The following is a 20,330-nucleotide window of genomic DNA, read 5'->3' as shown; positions in this document are numbered from 1 at the left end:
ATATTGAATATCGCTGATTCATATCAGGCTATCATCCACACTTTATTCGGGAGGGATGATGGAAAATAAAAAACAGCAGAGTGATAATAAATATCATCAGCGTTCACAGGCTGCGCGAAAAAGCACCCTGGTCAGCGTAGTCGTTAATCTGTTTTTATCGACCGGGCAAATTATCGCCGGCCTGTTTTCAGGGTCACAAGGGCTTATTGCCGATGGCATCCACTCACTTTCCGATTTAATTGCTGATTTTGTAGTTCTGATTGCCAATAAGAAAAGCCGTAAACCTTCCGACAGCGATCATCATTATGGCCACTGGCGCTACGAAAATGGCGCGTCGCTGATATTGGGCGCGATTTTAATGGTTGTCGGCGTGGGCATGTTGTGGTCGGCGGTGGATAAACTACTCCATCCGGAAACCATTCAATCCGTGCATATTACGGCACTTTGGGTGGCCCTGACGGCGCTGATCGCAAAAGAGACGCTGTTCCGTTACATGCTGGCGGTAGCAAAGCGCATTCAATCGTCATTATTAATTGCGAACGCCTGGCATGCGCGCTCGGATGCAGCATCGTCGGTAGTGGTGGCGGTGGGGATCGTTGGCAATCTCGCGGGGATGGTCTGGTTGGATCCTGTAGCGGCATTGTTAGTAGGGGTATTGATTTCCCGAATGGGTTACACTTTTGCCGGCGATGCTTTACATGATTTAATGGATCGATCGGTCGACGCGCAAACCCAGAATGCGATACGCGACACCATCGCCGCAACCGGCGGCGTAGTGGGTCTGCATGATCTAAAAACTCGTAAGGCGGGCGACCTGATCCTCGTCGATGTCCATATAGAAGTTCCGGGCGAGCTGTCGGTTCGCGCAGGCCATGCTATCGCGCTGGCGGTGCGGGAAAATGTGCTCGCGCGCCATGAGGTGCTACAGGTGATGATTCACATTGATCCATATGAAGCGCCCGGCGGCGAACCGGCTCACGCGTAAACAACATTTCGACTCCTGCCTGCAGGAGCCAACGCTACCTTGCCGTTAATTGGCAATAACAGAGGATGATATGAAAATTAACGAACCTCAGGCGATTACTTTACCCCTGCCGCGAACGGCGATATTTATCGTCGCGACCGTAGCGCGCAGCGCAGAGAGCCTGAGCCGCGTGCGCGACTGGTGCGATGATTTCGCCGCGGTGGTGCGTTCCGTTGGTACCCGCATGCCGGAGGCGGGGATTTCCTGCATCTGCGGATTTGGCGCTGAAATCTGGCCGCAGTTGTTTGGCCAGCCCACCCCGCAGCAGCTGCATCCTTTTCGCCGCGTGGGCAGCGGAGAGCGCGTGGCGGTCTCTACGCCGGGCGATCTGCTGCTGCATATCCGTTCCGATGATATGGGGCTTAGCTTCGAACTGGCGACGCAGTTGATGGACAAGTTGGGGGATGCCGTAACGGTTGTCGATGAAGTGCACGGCTTCCGCTATTTCGACCGTCGGGCGATGATCGGTTTTGTGGACGGCAGTGAAAATCCGCAGGGGCGCGCGGCGGCGGATTTCACCATTATCGGCGATGAAGACCCGGATTTCGCCGGTGGTAGCTACGTGATTGTGCAGAAATATCTGCACGATATGGCGGGCTGGAATGCGTTAACCGTCGAGCAGCAGGAGCGTATTATCGGGCGTAAAAAAATGACCAACATCGAACTGGATGCCGACGTCAAACCAAGCTGTTCGCACAGTTCGCTCACCACCCTTGAAGAGAACGGCGAGGAGATTAAAATCCTGCGCGACAACATGCCGTTCGGCAAACCCGGCATGGGCGAGTTTGGTACCTATTTTATCGGTTATGCGCGCAGCCCGGCGCCCATCGAACAGATGCTGGAAAACATGTTTGTCGGTCGCCCAGCCGGTAATTACGATCGACTGCTCGATTATAGCCGCCCGGTTACCGGCAGTCTGTTCTTTGTACCTTCTGCGACGCTACTTGAAGAATTATCCAGTCGTCAGGCTGAATAACCCTGCATAATATCCGCCATTACGCAGCCGCTGATGGTTTATTTCTCCGGCCTGCTTTGCAGGCCGAATATTGCGTGAAAAATAAAAACAGCCCATAATTAAACCACCATTAATTCATCGCTAATTAATGGCGGTTATCAACGCGATGTCGTGTTTGTGTACAATAAAATTAACCAATGGCTTAATAGATAATATCTATACCCTAAATAATTCGAGTTGCAGGAAGGCGGCGACGCAGGGAATCCCCAGGAGCTTACTCCAGTAAGTGACTGGGGTGAGCGAGGACAAATTCGTCAGGAACGAATTTGAACGCAGTTCACTGCGCCCGTAAGGGCGAGGCCCAGGGATGGGCCGAGTTATTGCCAACGCACATGCAACTTGAAGTATGACGGGTATATACCCATCATTTTTCATTAGGGTATGTACTGAGCATCATTGGGTCTTCAGGAAGTAATACAATGATCATCCGGCCAGAACAACACTGGTTTTTTCGTCTGTTTGACTGGCACGGTTCCGTGCTGTCAAAAATTGTTTTCCGCCTGCTATTGAACGTCCTGATGTCGGTCATCGCCATCATCAGCTATCAATGGTATGAACAACTTGGCATTCACTTAACCGTTGCGCCATTTAGCCTGTTGGGGATCGCGATTGCGATTTTTCTCGGCTTTCGTAATAGCGCGAGCTACAGCCGCTTCGTTGAGGCGCGTAATTTATGGGGAACCGTGCTGATTGCCGAACGAACGCTGGTGCGGCAGCTGAAAAATATCCTTCCAGCCGAGGCGGAAACGCATAAAACGTTAGTCAGTTACCTGGTGGCGTTCAGTTGGAGCCTTAAGCATCAGTTGCGTAAAACCGACCCGGCGGTCGACCTGTATCGCCTGTTGCCGAAAGAGAAAGTGGCGGAAATTCTCGCCAGCTCAATGCCGACTAACCGAATTTTATTATTGATTGGTAATGAGTTAGGGAAGCTGCGCGAGCAGGGTATGCTCAGCGATATTACCTACGGCTTGATGGATAATAAACTCGACGAGTTAGCCCATGTCCTGGGCGGCTGCGAGCGTCTGGCGAGTACGCCGGTGCCGTTTGCTTACACCTTGATTTTACAGCGCACGGTGTATCTTTTTTGTACGTTGCTGCCGTTCGCGCTGGTGGGCGATTTGCATTATATGACGCCGTTTGTTTCGGTATTTATTTCCTACACCTTCCTGTCATGGGATTCCCTGGCGGAAGAGCTGGAGGATCCGTTTGGCACTTCGGCAAACGATCTACCGCTCAATGCAATGTGCAATACCATTGAACGTAATTTGATGGATATGACCGGGCAACATCCGTTGCCGGAAAAAATGCAGCCTGACCGTTATTACAACCTTACATAAAAAAACGCCGGGCGGGTCAGCCCGTCCGGCGTTTAGTATTAGTGAGTGCGCATTCCTGCCGCCGTCATCAATAACTTAAAGAAGGTGGCGACCACGCCGAGCGCCAGCACGCTGGCCCCCCAGATAATCACCAGCCACATCAGTTTGTGCCAGAACGGACGATGATGCGTCGTTAACGTTTTATCAGATTGAGTCGCCATCAATGATACCCCTCATCGGGTTTGATTTTGCCGCGGAACACGTAGTAGCTCCAGCAGGTGTACATCAAAATAACCGGAATGATCAGCAGCCCGCCGACCAGCATAAAGCCCTGGCTCTGCGGCGGCGAAGCGGCCTGCCAGATAGAGATTGCCGGTGGAATAATATTCGGCCAGATGCTGATCCCAAGGCCGCTGAACCCGAGGAACACCAGCGCCAGGGTGAGTAAAAACGGCCCATAGCTGGCCTGACGATTATAGGCGCTACGGACAATCCCCCAGCAGCAAACCAGCACCAGCAACGGCACCGGTATAAACCAGATGATATTGGGGAACGTAAACCAGCGGTGAGCGATTTCCGGGTGAGTCAGCGGCGTCCAGATGCTGATAATGGCGACCACTGCCAGCAACGCCAGCGTCAGCGGGATCGCCAGCTCGGACATTTTGCGATGCAGAGCGCCTTCGGTTTTCATTATCAGCCAGGTACAGCCCAACAGCGCGTAGGCAATCACCAGCCCGACGCCGCAAAACAGCGGGAAGGGCGCCAGCCAGTCGAGGGTTGAGCCGCTAAATTCACGGCCCGTGACGCTGAGGCCGTTGAGCAGGGTGCCAACGGCGATCCCCTGACTAAACGTCGCCAATAGCGAACCGCCGATAAACGCTTTATCCCACAACGGACGATGTTCCGGCGTCGCCTTAAAGCGAAACTCAAACGCCACGCCGCGGAAAATCAGCCCCAGTAACATAGCGGTTAACGGGATGCTGAGCGCATCGATGATCACCGCGTAGGCCAGCGGAAACGCGCCATACAGCGCCGCGCCGCCCAGCACCATCCAGGTTTCGTTGCCGTCCCACACCGGCGCGACGCTATTCATCATCATGTCGCGGTCGGTTTCATTTTTATTAAACGGGAACAGAATGCCGATCCCGAGATCGAAACCGTCCATCACGATATACATCAAGGTGGCAAAAACGATGATCGTGAACCAGATAATTGACAGGTCGATACCCATATTATTTTCTCCCTGAGGTATTCATAGGTTCGCGCACTGCGGACAGCGGGCGGGCAGGGGTTTGGTTCTGAGTCGGGTCTTCCGGCGTGTGCGCACTTTCCGGCCCTTTCTTTATCAGGCGAATCAGATACACGTAGCCGACGCCAAACACCGAGGCGTAGACCACGATAAAGGCCAGCAGGCTGAGGGACATATGCAGATCGCCATGGGCGGAGACCGCATCCCGGGTGCGCTGAACGCCATAGACTACCCACGGCTGACGGCCAATCTCAGTAGTAAACCAGCCTGCCAGTAGCGCGACCAGCCCGGAAGGGCCCATCAACAGGGCAAAACGCAGGAACGGTTTTGACGTGTAAAGCCGGCCACGCCAGCGTAGCCAGGCGCTGACCACGCCGAGCAGTACCATTAACATACCGAGCCCGGCCATCACCCTGAACGACCAGAAGATAATGGTGGAATTTGGTCGGTCTTCTTTCGGGAAACTTTTTAAGGCCGGGACCTGTTTATCGAGGCTATGGGTCAGGATGATGCTGCCAAGATAGGGAACCTCAATTTTATATTTGGTGCGCTCCTCATCCATATCCGGCAGACCAAACAGCACTAATGGCGTGGCTTCACCCGGTTTATTCTCCCAGTGCCCTTCAATCGCGGCGATTTTTGCCGGTTGATGTTCGAGCGTATTCAGGCCGTGCGCATCGCCAATCATCGCCTGAATGGGGGCGACGATCAGCGCCATCCACAGCGCCATCGAGAACATCTTGCGGATTGCCGGCGTATCATTGCCTTTCAGCAGATGCCAGGCCGCCGAAGCGCCGACGAAAAAGGCGCTGGCAAGGAAGGCGGCGGTAGACATGTGCAGCAGGCGATACGGGAATGAAGGGTTAAAAACGACCTTCAGCCAGTCTACCGGCACCACGATGCCATTCTCGATAATGTAGCCCTGGGGCGTGTGCATCCAGCTATTGGACGCGAGGATCCAGAAGGTGGAAAACAGCGTGCCCAGCGCCACCATACAGGTCGCGAAGAAGTGCAGGCCGCGGCCGACGCGATGCCAGCCGAACAGCATGACGCCAAGAAAGCCGGCTTCGAGGAAGAAGGCGGTCAGGACTTCATAGGTCAATAGCGGTCCGGTAATACTACCGGCGAACTGCGAGAACCCGCTCCAGTTGGTGCCGAACTGATAGGCCATCACCAGGCCGGAAACGACGCCCATGCCAAAATTAACGGCAAATATTTTTGACCAGAAATGATAGAGCTGGCGGTAGGTATCCTCTTTTGTTTTTAACCACAGGCCTTCCAGTACCGCAAGGTAGCTGGCGAGACCAATGGTAATAGCGGGGAAAATGATGTGGAAAGATACAGTAAATGCAAACTGTATCCGGGCTAAATAAAAGGCATCTAATCCGAACATGGCTCACCCCTGTACGACATTACTTCATTGTATTTATGGAATATTTTCTGCATAGCGGATACGGCTTTACCTGCGCAAAGCCTCCTGTTAATGACAATTAAATTACGGCGTTGCCGGGCATTGAAATATGTTAATGCCCTTGATAATAAAGTTTAAAATTAATTCTTTAATTATCAAATAGGTTAAATTTAACACCCGATAGATAACATCTATTATACAACACGAAATGACATGTTATTATTTAGTTAACGAGTAAATTTGCTCATTTCATTTTAACCAGACATTTAGTTAAAGATTAAAAACAACGAGTTAACCCTGTCATTTGCTATTCATTGCAAAATGGAATGTGGTATTTCCCGCTTAATTACTGTGGTTATTTAACATCGCCGCAAAAAACCGTGACCAATGTTGTTAATAACATCCGTTAGCTGAAGAGAGTATTCAGGAGTTCATATGAATAAGAAAAAACGCGCTGTCCCCGGTGTTCATCCCTATGATGGCCCAGCGGGTGGATGGGGGGCGTTAAAAGCGACCGCCATCGCCGTGCGTACGCAAATGGACGCGCTTGACGCCCCGGTCACGCTGCTGCGTACCAACCAGCCTGACGGTTTTGACTGCCCCGGCTGCGCCTGGCCGGATAAAGAACATAAATCAACCTTCCAGTTTTGTGAGAACGGCGCGAAGGCGGTCACCTGGGAAGCCACCAGCAAACGCGTGACGCCAGAGTTCCTGGCCGCCAATACCGTGACCTCGCTGCTGGCGAAAAGCGACTTTGAACTGGAAGGTTACGGACGTATTACCCATCCCTTGTCTTACGATCGTGAAAGCGACACGCTGCGCCCGGTCTCCTGGGAAAGCGCGTTTGCCCGCATTGGCGAAGTATTACAGGGCATGCAGCCCGATGAAGTTGAGTTCTATACCTCCGGGCGCGCCTCTAACGAAGCGGCATATCTGTTCCAGCTTTACGCCCGCGAGTTCGGCACCAATAACTTCCCGGACTGCTCCAATATGTGCCACGAGGCGACCAGCGTCGGTCTACCACAATCAATCGGTATCGGTAAAGGCACGGTGTCTTTGGACGACTTTGACAAAACGGAACTGGTTATTTCCATCGGTCACAACCCCGGAACCAACCATCCGCGCATGATGGGCACGTTGCATGAACTGTCTCGCCGCGGTGTGCCGATTATCGTCTTTAATCCGCTACGTGAAAGGGCGCTGGAACGTTTTGCCGACCCACAGAACGTTATTGAAATGGCGACCTACAGCTCGACTAATATCGCCTCAACCTATTTCCAGGTGAGAGCGGGCGGCGATGCCGCGGCGCTGAAAGGGATCGCTAAGGCGTTACTGGAGATTGAAGCGGACCAGGGCCAGGTGCTGGACCAGACGTTTATTAACGAGCACACCCTCGGCTTCGACGCTTTTGCCGAAGATTTACGTCAGACTAGTTGGCCGGAAATTGAGCGTGAGTCCGGATTAACTCGTGACGATCTGCAGCGCGTTGCCGTTGCCTACGCCAAATCCAACGCCACTATCGTGACCTATGGCATGGGGATCACCCAGCATAACAAAGGCACCTCTAACGTCCGATTGATCGCCGACCTTCTGCTGATGCGCGGCAATATCGGCAAACCGGGGGCCGGCATCTGCCCGCTGCGCGGTCACTCTAACGTTCAGGGCAACCGTACCGTTGGTATTACCGAAAAACCGAGTGCCGATTTTCTGAATAATCTTGAAAGCGTGTTCGGCTTTGTCGCACCGCGCGGACATGGCCATGATGCGGTAAAAGCCCTGCAGGCGATGGTTGCCGGTGAAGCGAAAGCGCTGATCTGCCTTGGCGGTAATTTTGCGGTGGCGATGCCGGATCATGAGCGGGCGTTCCCGGCGATGCGTGGGCTGGATCTTAGCGTGCACATCGGCACCAAACTGAACCGTTCGCATCTGCTGGTAGCCAAAGAGACCTTTATTCTGCCTTGTCTGGGCCGCACCGAACTCGATATGCAGGAGAGCGGACGCCAGTCAATCACCGTAGAAGACTCGATGTCGATGGTCCACGCCTCATCAGGTAAACTGAAACCGGCCTCTGACCGACTGCGCTCGGAACCGGCTATTGTCGCCGGGATGGCGTCGGCGACGCTGCCGAACAGCAAGATCGACTGGTTATCGCTGGTGGCGGATTATGACCGCATTCGCGATCTCATCGAGCAGACTATCCCCGGGTTCGAGGATTATAACGAACGTATTCGTCATCCGGGCGGTTTTCGTATGCCGCTGCCGCCAACCGAGCGGATCTGGCCGACGCCGACCGGCAAAGCGATGTTCTCGGTGTTCAAAGGCGTCCACGAGAACACCCGCGTTGATGGCGACGACGTGATGCGCCTGGTTACGCTGCGCAGTCACGATCAGTACAACACCACGATTTACGCGATGGACGATCGCTATCGCGGGGTGTTTGGCCGCCGCGATGTGCTGTTTATGAATGAGCAGGATATGGCCGAGCAGGGGCTGGAGCATGGCGACCGTGTCGACATTTTCACCGCGCTCCCGAATAGCGACCTGCGCCTTGAGGATATCACCGTGGTTGCTTATAGCATCGCGCCGGGCACCGTGGGCGCTTATTATCCGGAAGCCAACGTGTTGGTGCCGCTGGATTACATCGATGAAGAGAGCGGAACGCCGTCGTACAAGTCAGTTCCTATCCGCCTGACGCTGCGTTCTAAAGAGGTGCGCGCCGTCCCCGGTCTGCGTTAATTTGCTGAATGTTGCCAGTGGCCTAAGACCGGGCCACTGGCAAATGGCATCTTGAAATAAGCCCCTACCGCAAGTAACATTTAAATAACATATCTTATCGCAGCTGTGTTCTGCATCGCGTCCACGAATGACCAGCGGACGTCACTATTCTGGAAGTTAAGATGGACATTAAACAGCTGAAATATCTGATCGCGCTCGATCAGACGCGCCATTTCGGCCAGGCCGCGGCGGCCTGCCATATCACCCAACCGACGCTTTCAATGCGCATTCGCAACCTGGAAGACGAACTTAATCTCACGCTGATTCAGCGCGGCCAACGCTTCGAAGGCTTCACTCCTGAAGGGGAACGCATCCTCGCCTGGGCGCGGGCGCTACTGGCTGCGCACGACGGCCTGGCGGCTGAAGCGGCGATTTGTCGCGGCCAGATGGTGGGCCAGTTACGCGTAGGCATGGTGCCGTTAGCCAGCCTGAACCCGATGCAATTGATCAAACCGCTGGCGGAAAAATACCCAGAACTGCAGTTCAGTCTGCTGTCGATGACCTCTGAGCAAATTATTGACGGCGTCAGCCGTAACCAGCTCGATCTTGGCATCTGCTATTTGCACCACGTCGATAGCGAATTATTTAACGTCACCTGGCTGCCGAAAACGCGAATGGGCCTGCTGCATGACAGTCGCCATTTCCAGTTTGACGCAGGCATACCCGAGTGGGAGACATTAGCGGGGCTACCGCTCGGTTTCCTTACCAAGGGAATGTATTATCGTGAATCGATCGAAATGAGCTTCAAAGCCAAAGGGCTAACGCCGAAATATGTCTTTGAAAGCGATTCGACATTTCAGATAATCCAGGCGGTACAGGCCGGGATCTGTTGCGCCATCATGCCGCTCAATAACGGCCTGGAAGCGCTGAGCGACAATCTGGCGATTATTCCCATCGCGGAAACCGAAGTAGATTCCACGCTTGCCCTCATCATGCGCAATCAGGAGCCGGTGTCGTCGCTGGCGGAAAAATGTTTCGCCGATGCACAGGCGATCTTTAGCGAAACGCCGCACACTTAATCGGCGGCAAAATGTTGTTGCATGAAATCGAGCCAGACGCGAGATCGGGCGGCAAGCCTGTTCAGCAAGGATGGCGAAACCCACGCCAGCGACGGCGGCATGAAGGGCGATCTCTCCGCTATTCACCCGAAAGTGGGCCTGGACGTTCACTTTTTTAAACACGTTCCGTGCGGTGATGAATTGCCAGGCTTGCCCCTTCAGCGCGCTGACTGTGGTGATACAGGGAAGCGAGGCAAGCTGCTCGCAACGTACTGGTTGGCCGTATTTTTCTAACAGAGAAGGTGCTGCGACAACACAGCAGGGAAATGTCGCTAACGGCCTGGCGATATAGCTGGCATCATCCATCTTGCCACGAACGATGGCGACGGCAATGTCAATATCCTCTTTAAGCGCGTCGGCTCCGGCAAGGCTGACCACACAGCTCACTTCAATGTTGGGATAACGCATGGCGAACTGCGCCAGCAGGGGGCCAAAAATCGTCGGTCCTATCTCGTTGGGCAGACATAAGCGCAACAGTCCTTCAGGATCGGCCTGCTGTTGACTGCAAGGCGGTTTCATGTCATTCAGTACCGCGCTTGCTTTTATGCTCTGCTCACTGTGGCTGGCCGATGGCGAGATGAGTCGGCAGGCGTCTACTGGCTTGATTGCATCTAGCGGAGTTAGCGCCTTGCTGCTGCCATGTTTACTGCGCTATCAAGAAAAAATACTCGTACGCAACGCCGCCGAACGGGCGCCCGGCGGCGTTAGTGAGGTTTAAATATTCTCCAGGCGAATTCCCCGGGTTCTTGGCCCAAACACGCCTACCGACAACATGACCATCAACATACTGGCGACGATAAAGCTAATTACTCCCGGGGTACCGGCATATTGCAGGATCACACCAATCATAATACTGGTGACCGCGGTAGACAGACGGCTAAAGGAGTAGCAAAAACCTACCGCCCGAGCGCGGATGTGGGTCGGGAACACTTCGGCCTGATACGCGTGATAACTGATGGTGAGCCAGGCATTAGACCAGGTGATCATAAAGCCGCAGATAACCAGCAGTACTGGGTTATTTTGTAAAGCGAACAGTGTGCCGAAGATCACCGTCATCAGCGCTGACAGGACAATTTGCCATTTGTTTTCAAAACGATGGACAAAACGAGTGCAGAACAGGCAACCAAGCGGATAGGCAAGGGTGATAAAGAAGGCGTACAGCAGGCTGTGGGTAATGCTGGCGCCCTGGCCGGAAAGCAGCGCGGGCAGCCAGTTACCGAAACCAAAGAAGCCGATGGCCTGGAAAAAGTTCATCACCATTAACATGAGGGTACGTTGCCGGTACTGCGGCGCCCAAATTTCTTTAAAATTACCGCGCTGCGGCGGCGCTACCGCCGACGTGGCATGGCGTCGGGAAGGCGATAAACCACAGCGCTTTTCCATTTCACACATCACCCGGTGCGCGTCATCGTGGCGGCCTTTGCTTTCCAGCCAGCGGGCGGATTCCGGCAGCTTTTTACGGATGACCCAAATGACCAATGAACACAGGGCGCCAAGAATAATCACCCAACGCCAGCCGCTCAGGCCGAGGATGGTCATTGGCACCAGTAGCCAGGACATCAGCGCGACCGTCGGGACCGAGAGAAACTGAATAAAGAAGGCGTAGGCGAAGGCTTTATTACGTAAATGCGTCGGCATCCACTCGCTGAGATAAGTATCAATTGTTACCAGTTCAATCCCCAGGCCGACCCCGACCAGGAAACGAAAGAAAATGACCCCTTCAGCGCTATTTTGTAGCGCCATAATCAGCGAAAAGATGCCATACCATGCCAGCGCGAACATAAAGGTCAGGCGGCGTCCGAGCCTGTCCGCGAGCGGCGCGAGCAGACTGGCGCCGATAAACAACCCCATAAAGGTCGAGGAAGCGAAGGCTGCCTGATCGGCAATACCGAATACCCCGTCTTTTCCGGTATGAAAAATATTCTCGGCGAGCAGGCCAGTGCTGATATAACCGGTCTGGAACAGGTCGTAGAGTTCGAAAAAACCGCCTAATGCCAGCAGGGTGATAAAAGACCAAAGACCGGGCGAGGAGGGCAAAGCGTCGATACGCGCGGTTAAGCTGTCGGGATGTTGTCCTGGCGGGCTAAAGGAGGCCTCGCCGAGAACCTGGGTGGTAGACATATTATTATTTTCCTCAGGAGAAATGTTTGCCTGCTAATGTTAATTGGTTGTTAATGGTTTTAAATTTTTAATTGTTAGCGGCATCACGATTTAACAGTCAGAAATCATGCTTAATGCGTTTATGGATGGCGAATATGCTAGTTTTTTGCCTGGAGTCACGGCGGAATTGAAGTAAACGACCGGCGATAGAAATCAGAATAAGTGAAATGGTATCGTTGGCGAATATCACCTACATTTGCAGCGTGTACTCTGTGCATTTAAAGGAAAAGATCATGTTAAAGCGTCAGGTAGTGAAAGCGACATTGGCTATGGTGCTGTCGCTAACAATGGCCGCGGCACCGGCGCTTGCTAATCCCGGAAATGGTAATGGCAACGGTGGTCATGGTAATAGCGGCAACCATGGTAATAGTGGTAATAGTGGTAATAACGGCAACCATGGAGACAAAGGCAACAATGGCCATAGCGCCAGCCAAAGCGATAACGCCGCAGGCAAGGGACAGCGTAAGAACTACGGCAAACCGGATCACGTCAACAGTGATATCAGCTATACCACTGCTCGCGCGCTGGCGGTGAACTATGGTTTAACCGGCTATCAGGCGCTGCCTCCGGGGATTGCGAAAAATCTTGCACGAGGAAAACCATTACCTCCGGGCATCGCTAAAAAAGCGGTGCCCGCCTCGATGCTCAACCAATTACCTTATTATCCTGGCTATGAGTGGCGGGTCGTCGGTGACGATCTGGTACTGATTGCGCTGAGTACCGCTGTGGTCACCGCGATTATTAATAGCGTATTTGATTAAACCTGAAGCCCCCGGCGTTGCCGGGGGACTGGAGTGCCGTTATTCCTGATACAGCGCCAAAGCCTTTTTTGACTTGGCAGAGGCAATATTACTGAGTTGCGCTTGAAAATCGTCATTGATGGTTGAGTGTAAATTACCAGCAAGGGTGTCTGCCGATTGCACATTCCAGCCGGTCCCCAGCAGGCTCAACGATTCGTGCTTGTTCTTATAATATTCACTATCAATATTAAGAGCGGTGCCTTTAATCCCAAGGCAAGCGCCTACCAGATGGTGATGAAAACGGGTACTAATCATCTCCCCATCAGCCTGAACCGGGATACCTCCATGCCAGACATGCGAGAAAGGATAAAAATCAATATCAGGGATGGCCTTCTGCAGTTCGACAAATGCCGTGTTGTCGGCGCCTGGAATAGCTTCTATATAACCTATTTTCTTGCCGCATTGATGCTGTTGCTGAAGGTAATCGGCAACCTGGGAAACAAGTTTTCGAAATATATCGTCTTCAGAGAGTTCATTCTGAATGCAGCATAAAATATCCGGCAGATCGGGGCTATCGTTTTTGTATACCACATCCAGGTCATAACCCAGGAACACATCGTCCTGAGTATTTTCAACCGCAAATCGACTGGCAGTAGCAGGATCGCGAACGGAAAAGTAATCAAAAGAGGTTATCGCATCGTTAAAAATTTCAGCGGCAAGGAACTCTTCGTGCGGGTAAATGCTGATGCCGGTAGCAATCGTTTTAGCATGAGAGACCTGTTTTAACGCCTGGCAAGCGAACAGGATGGCATAGTTTTCCTTCCAGTTGGCATTGATATAGCCGCCGCCGAGAATGTGAACAATATCAGCCGAGCGTAAAATATCGATATTCAGGTCAATATCAGGAGAACCATAATCCTTAATAAGACTGGCGGTTTTATGATTTATATCCTTAAGATCGTTGACGGAACGCCAGCATATTTTCCACAGAGTATTAATGGCTTTGAAATTTGGGTGATATTTCATAAACAACGATTGCACGTTACCCGGTTCAGGGGTATCAAGCCAAACTTCATACTGTGGATAATTTTTATAAAGGAAAGATAGCCAAGTGGCGGTGATTAATTCATCGCCATAATTTGGTCTTCCGGAACATGAAACCAAATAAACTCTCTTGCTCATACCGTTTCCTTTATGTAGTTGTGTAAATTTGCTTAAATTATGATGGTATTTCGTACAGATAAATAAATAATGCGAATATTTAAGATGTTAATATAAATAATGTTTATCGTATAGGTATGTAGTCTGATTTGGTGATGTGTGTGGCACAATGTTCACAATGACTGCAGCATGCTGGCGGCCGGGCGTGTGAGGCGTCGGCTGAATGCGCGCTGTGCCCCCTCCAACGAGAGGCTTTGAACGAACTCGAATCTAAACCAAACCTCACTGACGGGCTTGCGGCACTTTACTCCTTGCAAGTCACGTCTATACTAAGCACAACTTTACACAGGAGAGATATGTTGGACAGTCACCCTTATTTAAACATCAAGGCAAACTGACGCTATCTACTCTGCGCTGTTTGCCAACCGGCAGGCAGCAATCCTTTCCCGACCCTGATTGCCTCCTGAGAACTGGAATTCGCTTTTTTGCGAGGTAATTCACCATGCTATTATTTTTCTACGCGCTGTTCCCTCCGCCTTTGACGCGGTAATACACGCTCACACAGGCCCTTAAGGCTATCTCACTGCGGTTTAGCAAACTACGTAGGGATATTTACTGCGCGGAATTGGTGAGTGTGAAAAAATAATATCTAGCTATGCATGATTTATTTATGCAGGGACAACCACATCTAAATTTGGGGATGAATCATGACTGACATGAAATTAGAAAACCGGAATACCAACCGGTCTGCGTCAGAAAATGATAAGCAGCATAAAAAGTGCTTTGCGATTGAAACGGAGGCCTTTAATAGCCCGGATCACACGTTGGCGCGTTTAAATAGCAGTCGGCAGGGGCTGACGACCGCCGATGCGCTGGAGCGGCTGGAAGACTATGGCCGTAACGAAGTGGCACGAGAAACCGCGCCGCCGTTTTTTATTCAATTACTGCAGGCATTTAATAACCCGTTTATTTACGTGCTGATGGCGCTGGCTGCGGTCAGTTTTATTACCGATTACTGGCTACCGCTGCGTAACGGTGAAGAGACCGATCTTACCGGCGTCATTATTATCCTGACGATGGTAAGTTTGAGCGGTTTATTACGCTTCTGGCAGGAGTTCAGGACCAACAAAGCCGCGCAGGCGCTGAAATCCATGGTCCGTACCACCGCAACGGTACTGCGCCGCGGGCCGGGCAATATTGGCCCCAGCCAGGAGGAAATACCCATAGAAGAGCTGGTGCCGGGAGATATTATATTTCTTGCCGCAGGCGATCTGGTGCCGGCAGATGTTCGTCTGCTGGAATCACGGGACCTCTTTGTCAGTCAGTCTATTCTTAGCGGTGAATCACTACCGGTAGAAAAATATGATCTCATGGCCAGCGTGTCGGGTAAATGCAGCGATCGTTTACCGACGCCGGATAAAAATAACAGTCTGTTAGAGATGGGTAATATCTGTCTGATGGGGACGAACGTTACCAGCGGTAGAGCGCAGGCGGTAGTGGTGGCGACAGGCGACCGAACCTGGTTTGGCTCACTGGCAAAATCGATCGTCGGCACCCGTACGCAGACCGCCTTCGATCGCGGCGTGAATAGCGTCAGCTGGTTGTTAATTCGCTTCATGCTGATCATGGTACCGATCGTGTTGTTGATTAACGGCTTCAGTAAAGGTGATTGGGTGGAAGCCTCGCTTTTCGCCCTGGCGGTGGCGGTCGGTTTAACGCCGGAAATGTTACCCATGATCGTCAGTTCGAATCTGGCGAAGGGCGCGATCGCCATGTCGCGACGCAAAGTGATCGTTAAGCGTCTCAATGCCATTCAAAACTTCGGCGCAATGGATGTGCTGTGTACGGATAAAACCGGCACCCTGACCCAGGATAATATCATCCTTGAGCATCATCTCGACGTCGGCGGCGCGGAAAGCAATCGGGTATTAATGCTGGCGTGGCTGAATAGCAGTAGCCAAAGCGGGGCGCGCAATCTGATGGATAGAGCCGTGCTTCGTTATGGAGAAGGACGGCTGGCGCCGACAGAAAAAGAGCGCTTTGTGAAGCTCGATGAACTGCCGTTCGATTTTGTTCGCCGCCGCGTATCGGTCTCGGTGGAAGATAGCCGCTATGGCGATAAGAGCCTGATTTGCAAAGGGGCGGTTGAAGAGATGCTCGAAGCCGCGACCCATATCCGTGAGGGCGACAAGGTCGTTGAACTGGACGCGCTGCGCCGGGAACTACTGCTGACGAAAACCGAAGATTATAACGCTCAGGGCTTCCGGGTATTGCTGGTCGCTACCCGCAAGCTGGATGATGCCGCGCTAAGCGTACCGCTCACTGCCGCCGATGAACAGGGGCTCACTGTCGAAGGCATGTTGACGTTCCTCGACCCGCCGAAGGAAAGCGCGGGCAAAGCCATTACCGCACTGCGTGATAACGGTGTCGCGGTTAAGGTGCTTACCGGTGATAACCCGGTCGTAACGGCGCGGATTTGTCTTGAAGTGGGTATTGATGCGCACGACATTCTCACCGGCCAACAGGTTGAGTCAATGACTGACCGTCAGCTTCAGCAGGAGGTGGAGAAACGCGCGGTGTTCGCCAAACTGACGCCGCTGCAGAAGTCGCGCATTCTGCAGATGCTACAGAAAAATGGCCATACCGTTGGTTTTCTGGGCGATGGCATTAACGACGCTCCGGCGCTGCGCGATGCTGATGTGGGTATTTCCGTCGATAGCGCGGCGGATATCGCGAAGGAGTCATCGGATATTATTCTGCTGGAAAAAGACCTGATGGTGCTGGAAGAGGGCGTTATTAAAGGACGTGAGACCTTTGGCAACATTATTAAATACCTGAACATGACCGCCAGCTCCAACTTCGGCAACGTGTTTTCGGTGTTAGTCGCCAGCGCCTTTATCCCGTTCCTGCCGATGCTGGCTATTCATCTGCTGATCCAGAATCTGATGTACGACATCTCACAGCTGTCGCTGCCGTGGGACAAAATGGATAAGGAGTTTTTGCGTAAACCGCGTAAGTGGGATGCGAAGAACATTGGCCGCTTTATGCTGTGGATTGGCCCCACATCGTCGATATTCGATATCACCACCTTTGCTCTGATGTGGTACGTCTTCGCCGCCAATCATGTTGAGGCGCAGGCGCTGTTCCAGTCCGGCTGGTTTATCGAAGGGCTGCTGTCGCAGACGCTGGTGGTGCATATGTTGAGGACGCAGAAAATACCGTTCATCCAAAGCCGCGCGACGCTCCCTGTATTGCTCACCACCGCCGCTATTATGGCCATCGGCATTTATATCCCATTCTCGCCGCTTGGCGCCATGGTGGGGCTTGAGCCGCTGCCGCTAAGTTATTTCCCGTGGCTCGTTGCCACGCTGCTGAGCTACTGCCTGGTGGCGCAGGGTATGAAACGTTTCTATATCAAGCGCTTCGGCCAGTGGTTCTGATGACAAAAAGGAGGGATGACGATGAATCGTTCACCGGAGGATCTCATCGCCTGGATGTTTTTACTGGCCGGTTTGCTGGTACTGGCGCTGGCGATACGGCAAATCTTTGAATAGCGGAGGGGACTATGCGCAAAACGTCGTTAGACCCAATCTTTATCCAGGCTGTGTTGATGATGGTGGTGATAGTCTTACTCACCGTCTGGATTAGGTAGTTTAAGGCCCGGGGCATTATTGCTCCGGGCATGATGTAACGTCCCTGCGGTATTCGCTCTGGCGCCTGCAACATGGCAAACGACACTTCCCACGACGATTAGCTCAATAATGGTAGAGCTTCGAGCATATTCTTCAGGTTTAAGGCATCCCAGGGCAAGTGTTCGGCGACGGTGAGCCCCACCGGTTTGGCCTGCACGGCGGCCTTGTGGATAAGGTTAACCACTTCGTCAATTGTTAGTTTCCCTTCTGCGACGTCGCCAAAATCGTGTACGCCGCGCCCCGGTCGGGCAAACAGCACCGCGCGAAACAGGGCCGGGTCGAGGACATCCAGATCGAGATGGACGGCAAGGTACTCAATACCTTCCCGCGCAATCCACTCGTCTATTGCTTGAGGATGTTGGCGTAGTTCTGCCGGGCTCAAGGTCGTAATACCGTGTTCGCTGATAAACTGCCTTTCAACATCCAGCGGGCTATGGATCCCGGCAATAAGGACTTTGCCAGGCGATAATGGCTTTCTGACCACCTGGGTTAGTTCCACGTCGCCATTGCCCATCAAGGCTCCAAGTACGTGGGCATGGGCATGTGGGTACTGCTGGGGCGTCATGACGTCAGGATGAGAATCAATCCATAACACCCCCAATTTATCGCCATATTTTTCCGCAAGCCAGGCAAAAGGAGCCAGAGAGACCAGGCAATCGCCCCCTAAGGTGACGATGGTCTCGGGCTGATTTCGCGTGATTTTGTCTTGTGCCTCAAGCAACTGTTCAACGATCGCCCGGCGGCCGACAATACCTTCTTCATTTGCCAGTTCAGCGTCTGTGGGTTCAGGTACGCTGATTTCCAGAACGACGCCTTGCGCTGGGGGCGCCAGCCAGGCCAGTAGCTGCGAACCGAAAAAGTAGGGCGGATTGTTACCGCCTTGCCACTGCGGGAAAAGTAAACGCAGACTGGCTTGGGTATTTGGCATCATGGTTCTCCTCGTATTTATCATGGTAAATGAACGAACGTTCATTCATTTATAATGAAGCGCACTGTCGGTGATGGCAAGTAAAAATGGTTATTTACCCTAACATTAGGTTGCTAGCCAAAAAGCGGTTGAAGCAGGTAGAATTGCCCATCGCCGGAGGTAGTTGAAATGTTAAATAATTCAGAAACGTACCATAAGCTGATTGTCGCCGCGGCGGCGTGCTTTGCCGAAAAAGGATTTAATGGAACCAGCGTGCGCGAAATTGCACTGCGCGCAGGTATTAGCCTCGGCGCGATGTACACCTACTTCAAAGGCAAAGATGAACTCATTGAGGCGATTATCCTTGAAGAGCAAAAATCGGCATTAGCTAAGCATCAGGAGCGCTTCGAAGGTTCCCATTTTGCGCAGATTTGCGCCTTAGCCGTTTCCTGTATAGAAGAAGTGGGGTATCCCTCTTCGCATCAGCTGTGGGTGGAAATTATTGCGGAATCGGCAAGAAAGCCGGCGCTGCGGCAGATTTTCGTCAAAAGCGACAGGGTTATGCGCGACGGAATGGCACAGATTATTGCTCAAGGAATTGCCGCAGGCGAGCTCAGCCCACACGTTAATGTCGAAGAAGCAACGCTCACCATCTTTGCGTTCATCGATGGCCTGATTGGCCGTAAAGCGATGAATCCCGCATTTAGCGTGGCTACGGATCTGCCGCATTTTGACAACGTCATGGCGGCCATTCTCGATAAAAATAGCGCCAGTGAATCGCATGCCACAGTACGCTGATTTCTGTTTTAGCGCCGTGATGGCCCAACGGGCGGCAAAAGAAAATCTCACCCTTGATGCCGACCAGCTCGCGTTGGTCGCCAACTTGCAAACGCTGAGCCAGCAGTTATTCCGGCAGCAAACGGCAATACAAGGATTGTACGTCTGGGGGCGAACCGGGCGCGGGAAGAGCTTTATTCTCGATAGTTTCTTTGCCAGCCTGCCGCTGCGTGAAAAGCGGCGGGTGCATTTTCATCACTTTTTCCGCGAGCTCCATCAGCGGCTGAACGCCCCTTCGGCGCCGCGATTGCCGCAAGTCGTCGCGCAAATGACCGACAACTGTCGTCTGCTCTGTTTTGATGAGTTTCATCTTCATGACCCGGCTGATGCGATGTTGATAAAGGTGCTACTGGAGCATTTGTTCGCGCGAAATATCGTCTTATTAGCGACTTCCAATTATCCGCCCGACCGTTTGCTGGCGAATCCGCTTTATCACGAACGCTTTTTGCCTTCCATTAACCTCATTAAACACCATATGAGGGTAACGGCGCTAAACGGCGAACAGGATTATCGCGAGCGACATACCTCGCTGGAGAATGATTTCTGCCGGGGGAAGCTGCTGGAACAGCCAACTCTCAGCACCCGCGCGGCGCTCGGATTGCCGGATATTGCCCAGCAGGCGCAGACTCTGGAGGTGGGTTACCGGACCTTGCAAACGGCATCGCAAGGCAGCGCTTTTTTACATTTCACTTTCGACCAGCTCTGCCTTGCGCCTACCTCGGTCATGGATTACCTGACGCTATGTGAGCAGCATAAGAACTGGCTCGTCGAGAATGTTCCACCGTTGGGGCGAGTTAGCCCTGCGGCGCAGCAGCGTTTTATCAACGTGGTGGATATCTTGTATGAAAAGCAGTGCCGCTTAATATTAATTACCGATTGCGGGCTGGAAACACTGGTGGCGGATGTGGAGCTGGATGATATTCAACGCACCTTTAGTCGGTTACAGCAGCTCGCGCGGGAAGCATAAAAAAAGCGCCTCTCGATA

At 52.6% G+C, this 20,330-nt stretch carries 18 protein-coding genes and 1 pseudogene; 12 read left to right on the top strand and 7 right to left on the bottom strand.

Annotated features, from left to right (window positions below; genetic code table 11):
• Positions 1 to 58: 58 nt before the first annotated feature.
• From PGR29_RS01915 to PGR29_RS01905, 3 genes are all read left to right on the top strand, one after another.
• On the top strand, positions 59 to 985 hold the full coding sequence (locus tag PGR29_RS01915) for a cation diffusion facilitator family transporter (RefSeq protein ID WP_316423945.1): 927 nt from the start codon (positions 59 to 61) through the stop codon (positions 983 to 985).
• A 70-nt stretch (positions 986 to 1,055) separates the two neighbouring features.
• The gene (locus PGR29_RS01910; RefSeq protein WP_015366501.1) at positions 1,056 to 2,000 is read left to right on the top strand and encodes a Dyp-type peroxidase; all 945 of its coding nucleotides are present in this window, start codon (positions 1,056 to 1,058) and stop codon (positions 1,998 to 2,000) included.
• Positions 2,001 to 2,458: 458 nt separating this feature from the next.
• Positions 2,459 to 3,376 (top strand): bestrophin family protein, encoded by a 918-nt coding sequence (locus PGR29_RS01905; RefSeq protein ID WP_113373325.1) that lies wholly within the window; start codon positions 2,459 to 2,461, stop codon positions 3,374 to 3,376.
• Positions 3,377 to 3,414: 38 nt separating this feature from the next.
• Here the strand turns inward: PGR29_RS01905 and PGR29_RS01900 are convergent, their stop codons facing one another.
• From PGR29_RS01900 to PGR29_RS01890, 3 genes are read right to left on the bottom strand one after another with little or no spacing between them, the layout of a single operon-like run.
• Positions 3,415 to 3,576: a DUF2474 domain-containing protein gene (locus PGR29_RS01900; RefSeq protein ID WP_064568862.1), complete on the bottom strand. Its 162-nt coding sequence runs from the start codon at positions 3,574 to 3,576 to the stop codon at positions 3,415 to 3,417.
• Positions 3,576 to 4,586 carry a cytochrome d ubiquinol oxidase subunit II gene (cydB, locus tag PGR29_RS01895; RefSeq protein WP_271032569.1) on the bottom strand — a complete coding sequence of 337 codons (1,011 nt, stop codon included), beginning with the start codon at positions 4,584 to 4,586 and terminating at the stop codon, positions 3,576 to 3,578. The genes PGR29_RS01900 and cydB overlap by 1 nt, the downstream gene beginning before the upstream one ends.
• 1 nt (position 4,587) lies before the next feature.
• Positions 4,588 to 5,997 (bottom strand): cytochrome ubiquinol oxidase subunit I, encoded by a 1,410-nt coding sequence (locus tag PGR29_RS01890; protein ID WP_015366505.1) that lies wholly within the window; start codon positions 5,995 to 5,997, stop codon positions 4,588 to 4,590.
• Between the two features lie 453 nt (positions 5,998 to 6,450).
• Here PGR29_RS01890 and PGR29_RS01885 point away from each other — a divergent pair, with 453 nt between their 5' ends.
• Positions 6,451 to 8,751 (top strand): FdhF/YdeP family oxidoreductase, encoded by a 2,301-nt coding sequence (locus PGR29_RS01885; RefSeq protein WP_113373326.1) that lies wholly within the window; start codon positions 6,451 to 6,453, stop codon positions 8,749 to 8,751.
• 161 nt (positions 8,752 to 8,912) lie between these two features.
• A complete protein-coding gene (locus PGR29_RS01880) occupies positions 8,913 to 9,809 on the top strand; it encodes a LysR family transcriptional regulator (RefSeq protein ID WP_087859606.1) in 897 nt (298 codons plus the stop codon).
• Here the strand turns inward: PGR29_RS01880 and PGR29_RS01875 are convergent.
• Positions 9,806 to 10,433: pseudogene (locus PGR29_RS01875) on the bottom strand (substrate binding domain-containing protein); the annotation flags it as partial. The gene PGR29_RS01880 and the pseudogene PGR29_RS01875 overlap by 4 nt on opposite strands.
• On the opposite strand from PGR29_RS01875, the gene PGR29_RS01870 reads away from it, so the two are divergent.
• Positions 10,366 to 10,566, top strand: coding sequence for a hypothetical protein (locus tag PGR29_RS01870; RefSeq protein WP_316423944.1), 201 nt, complete (start codon positions 10,366 to 10,368; stop codon positions 10,564 to 10,566). The pseudogene PGR29_RS01875 and the gene PGR29_RS01870 overlap by 68 nt on opposite strands.
• Here PGR29_RS01870 and PGR29_RS01865 read toward each other — a convergent pair.
• Entirely contained in the window at positions 10,563 to 11,969 is a 1,407-nt protein-coding gene (locus PGR29_RS01865) for an MFS transporter (RefSeq protein WP_316423943.1), read from the bottom strand. The two genes, PGR29_RS01870 and PGR29_RS01865, sit on opposite strands and share 4 nt — an antisense overlap.
• A 272-nt stretch (positions 11,970 to 12,241) precedes the next feature.
• Here PGR29_RS01865 and PGR29_RS01860 point away from each other — a divergent pair, with 272 nt between their 5' ends.
• Positions 12,242 to 12,769, top strand: a complete 528-nt coding sequence (locus PGR29_RS01860; protein ID WP_316423942.1) for an anti-virulence regulator CigR family protein — start codon at positions 12,242 to 12,244, stop codon at positions 12,767 to 12,769.
• A 39-nt stretch (positions 12,770 to 12,808) separates the two neighbouring features.
• On the opposite strand, the gene PGR29_RS01855 is transcribed toward PGR29_RS01860, so the two are convergent.
• A complete protein-coding gene (locus tag PGR29_RS01855) occupies positions 12,809 to 13,930 on the bottom strand; it encodes a polysaccharide pyruvyl transferase family protein (protein WP_316423941.1) in 1,122 nt (373 codons plus the stop codon).
• Positions 13,931 to 14,616: 686 nt separating this feature from the next.
• On the opposite strand from PGR29_RS01855, the gene mgtA reads away from it, so the two are divergent.
• From mgtA to mgtU, 3 genes are read left to right on the top strand one after another with little or no spacing between them, the layout of a single operon-like run.
• Positions 14,617 to 17,349 (top strand): magnesium-translocating P-type ATPase, encoded by a 2,733-nt coding sequence (gene mgtA / locus PGR29_RS01850; protein WP_213794005.1) that lies wholly within the window; start codon positions 14,617 to 14,619, stop codon positions 17,347 to 17,349.
• Positions 17,350 to 17,370: 21 nt separating this feature from the next.
• A complete protein-coding gene (gene mgtR, locus PGR29_RS01845; RefSeq protein WP_020078726.1) occupies positions 17,371 to 17,463 on the top strand; it encodes a protein MgtR in 93 nt (30 codons plus the stop codon).
• Positions 17,464 to 17,474: 11 nt separating this feature from the next.
• The gene (mgtU, locus tag PGR29_RS01840) at positions 17,475 to 17,561 is read left to right on the top strand and encodes a magnesium transporter protection protein MgtU (RefSeq protein WP_257880777.1); all 87 of its coding nucleotides are present in this window, start codon (positions 17,475 to 17,477) and stop codon (positions 17,559 to 17,561) included.
• A gap of 98 nt (positions 17,562 to 17,659) precedes the next feature.
• Here the strand turns inward: mgtU and PGR29_RS01835 are convergent, their stop codons facing one another.
• Positions 17,660 to 18,529, bottom strand: a complete 870-nt coding sequence (locus tag PGR29_RS01835; RefSeq protein WP_316423940.1) for an arginase family protein — start codon at positions 18,527 to 18,529, stop codon at positions 17,660 to 17,662.
• Positions 18,530 to 18,697: 168 nt separating this feature from the next.
• On the opposite strand from PGR29_RS01835, the gene PGR29_RS01830 reads away from it, so the two are divergent.
• Both PGR29_RS01830 and zapE read left to right on the top strand, forming a co-directional pair.
• On the top strand, positions 18,698 to 19,306 hold the full coding sequence (locus tag PGR29_RS01830) for a TetR/AcrR family transcriptional regulator (RefSeq protein WP_087859612.1): 609 nt from the start codon (positions 18,698 to 18,700) through the stop codon (positions 19,304 to 19,306).
• Positions 19,290 to 20,312 (top strand): cell division protein ZapE, encoded by a 1,023-nt coding sequence (gene zapE, locus PGR29_RS01825; RefSeq protein WP_213316118.1) that lies wholly within the window; start codon positions 19,290 to 19,292, stop codon positions 20,310 to 20,312. Before PGR29_RS01830 ends, zapE begins: the two co-directional genes overlap by 17 nt.
• Positions 20,313 to 20,330: the final 18 nt, after the last annotated feature.

Source organism: Klebsiella sp. 141203, assembly GCF_032601985.1.
GTDB lineage: Bacteria > Pseudomonadota > Gammaproteobacteria > Enterobacterales > Enterobacteriaceae > Klebsiella > Klebsiella aerogenes.
The sequence above is the reverse complement of the archived record's forward strand: the minus strand, read 5'-3'. Positions and strand labels throughout refer to the sequence as shown.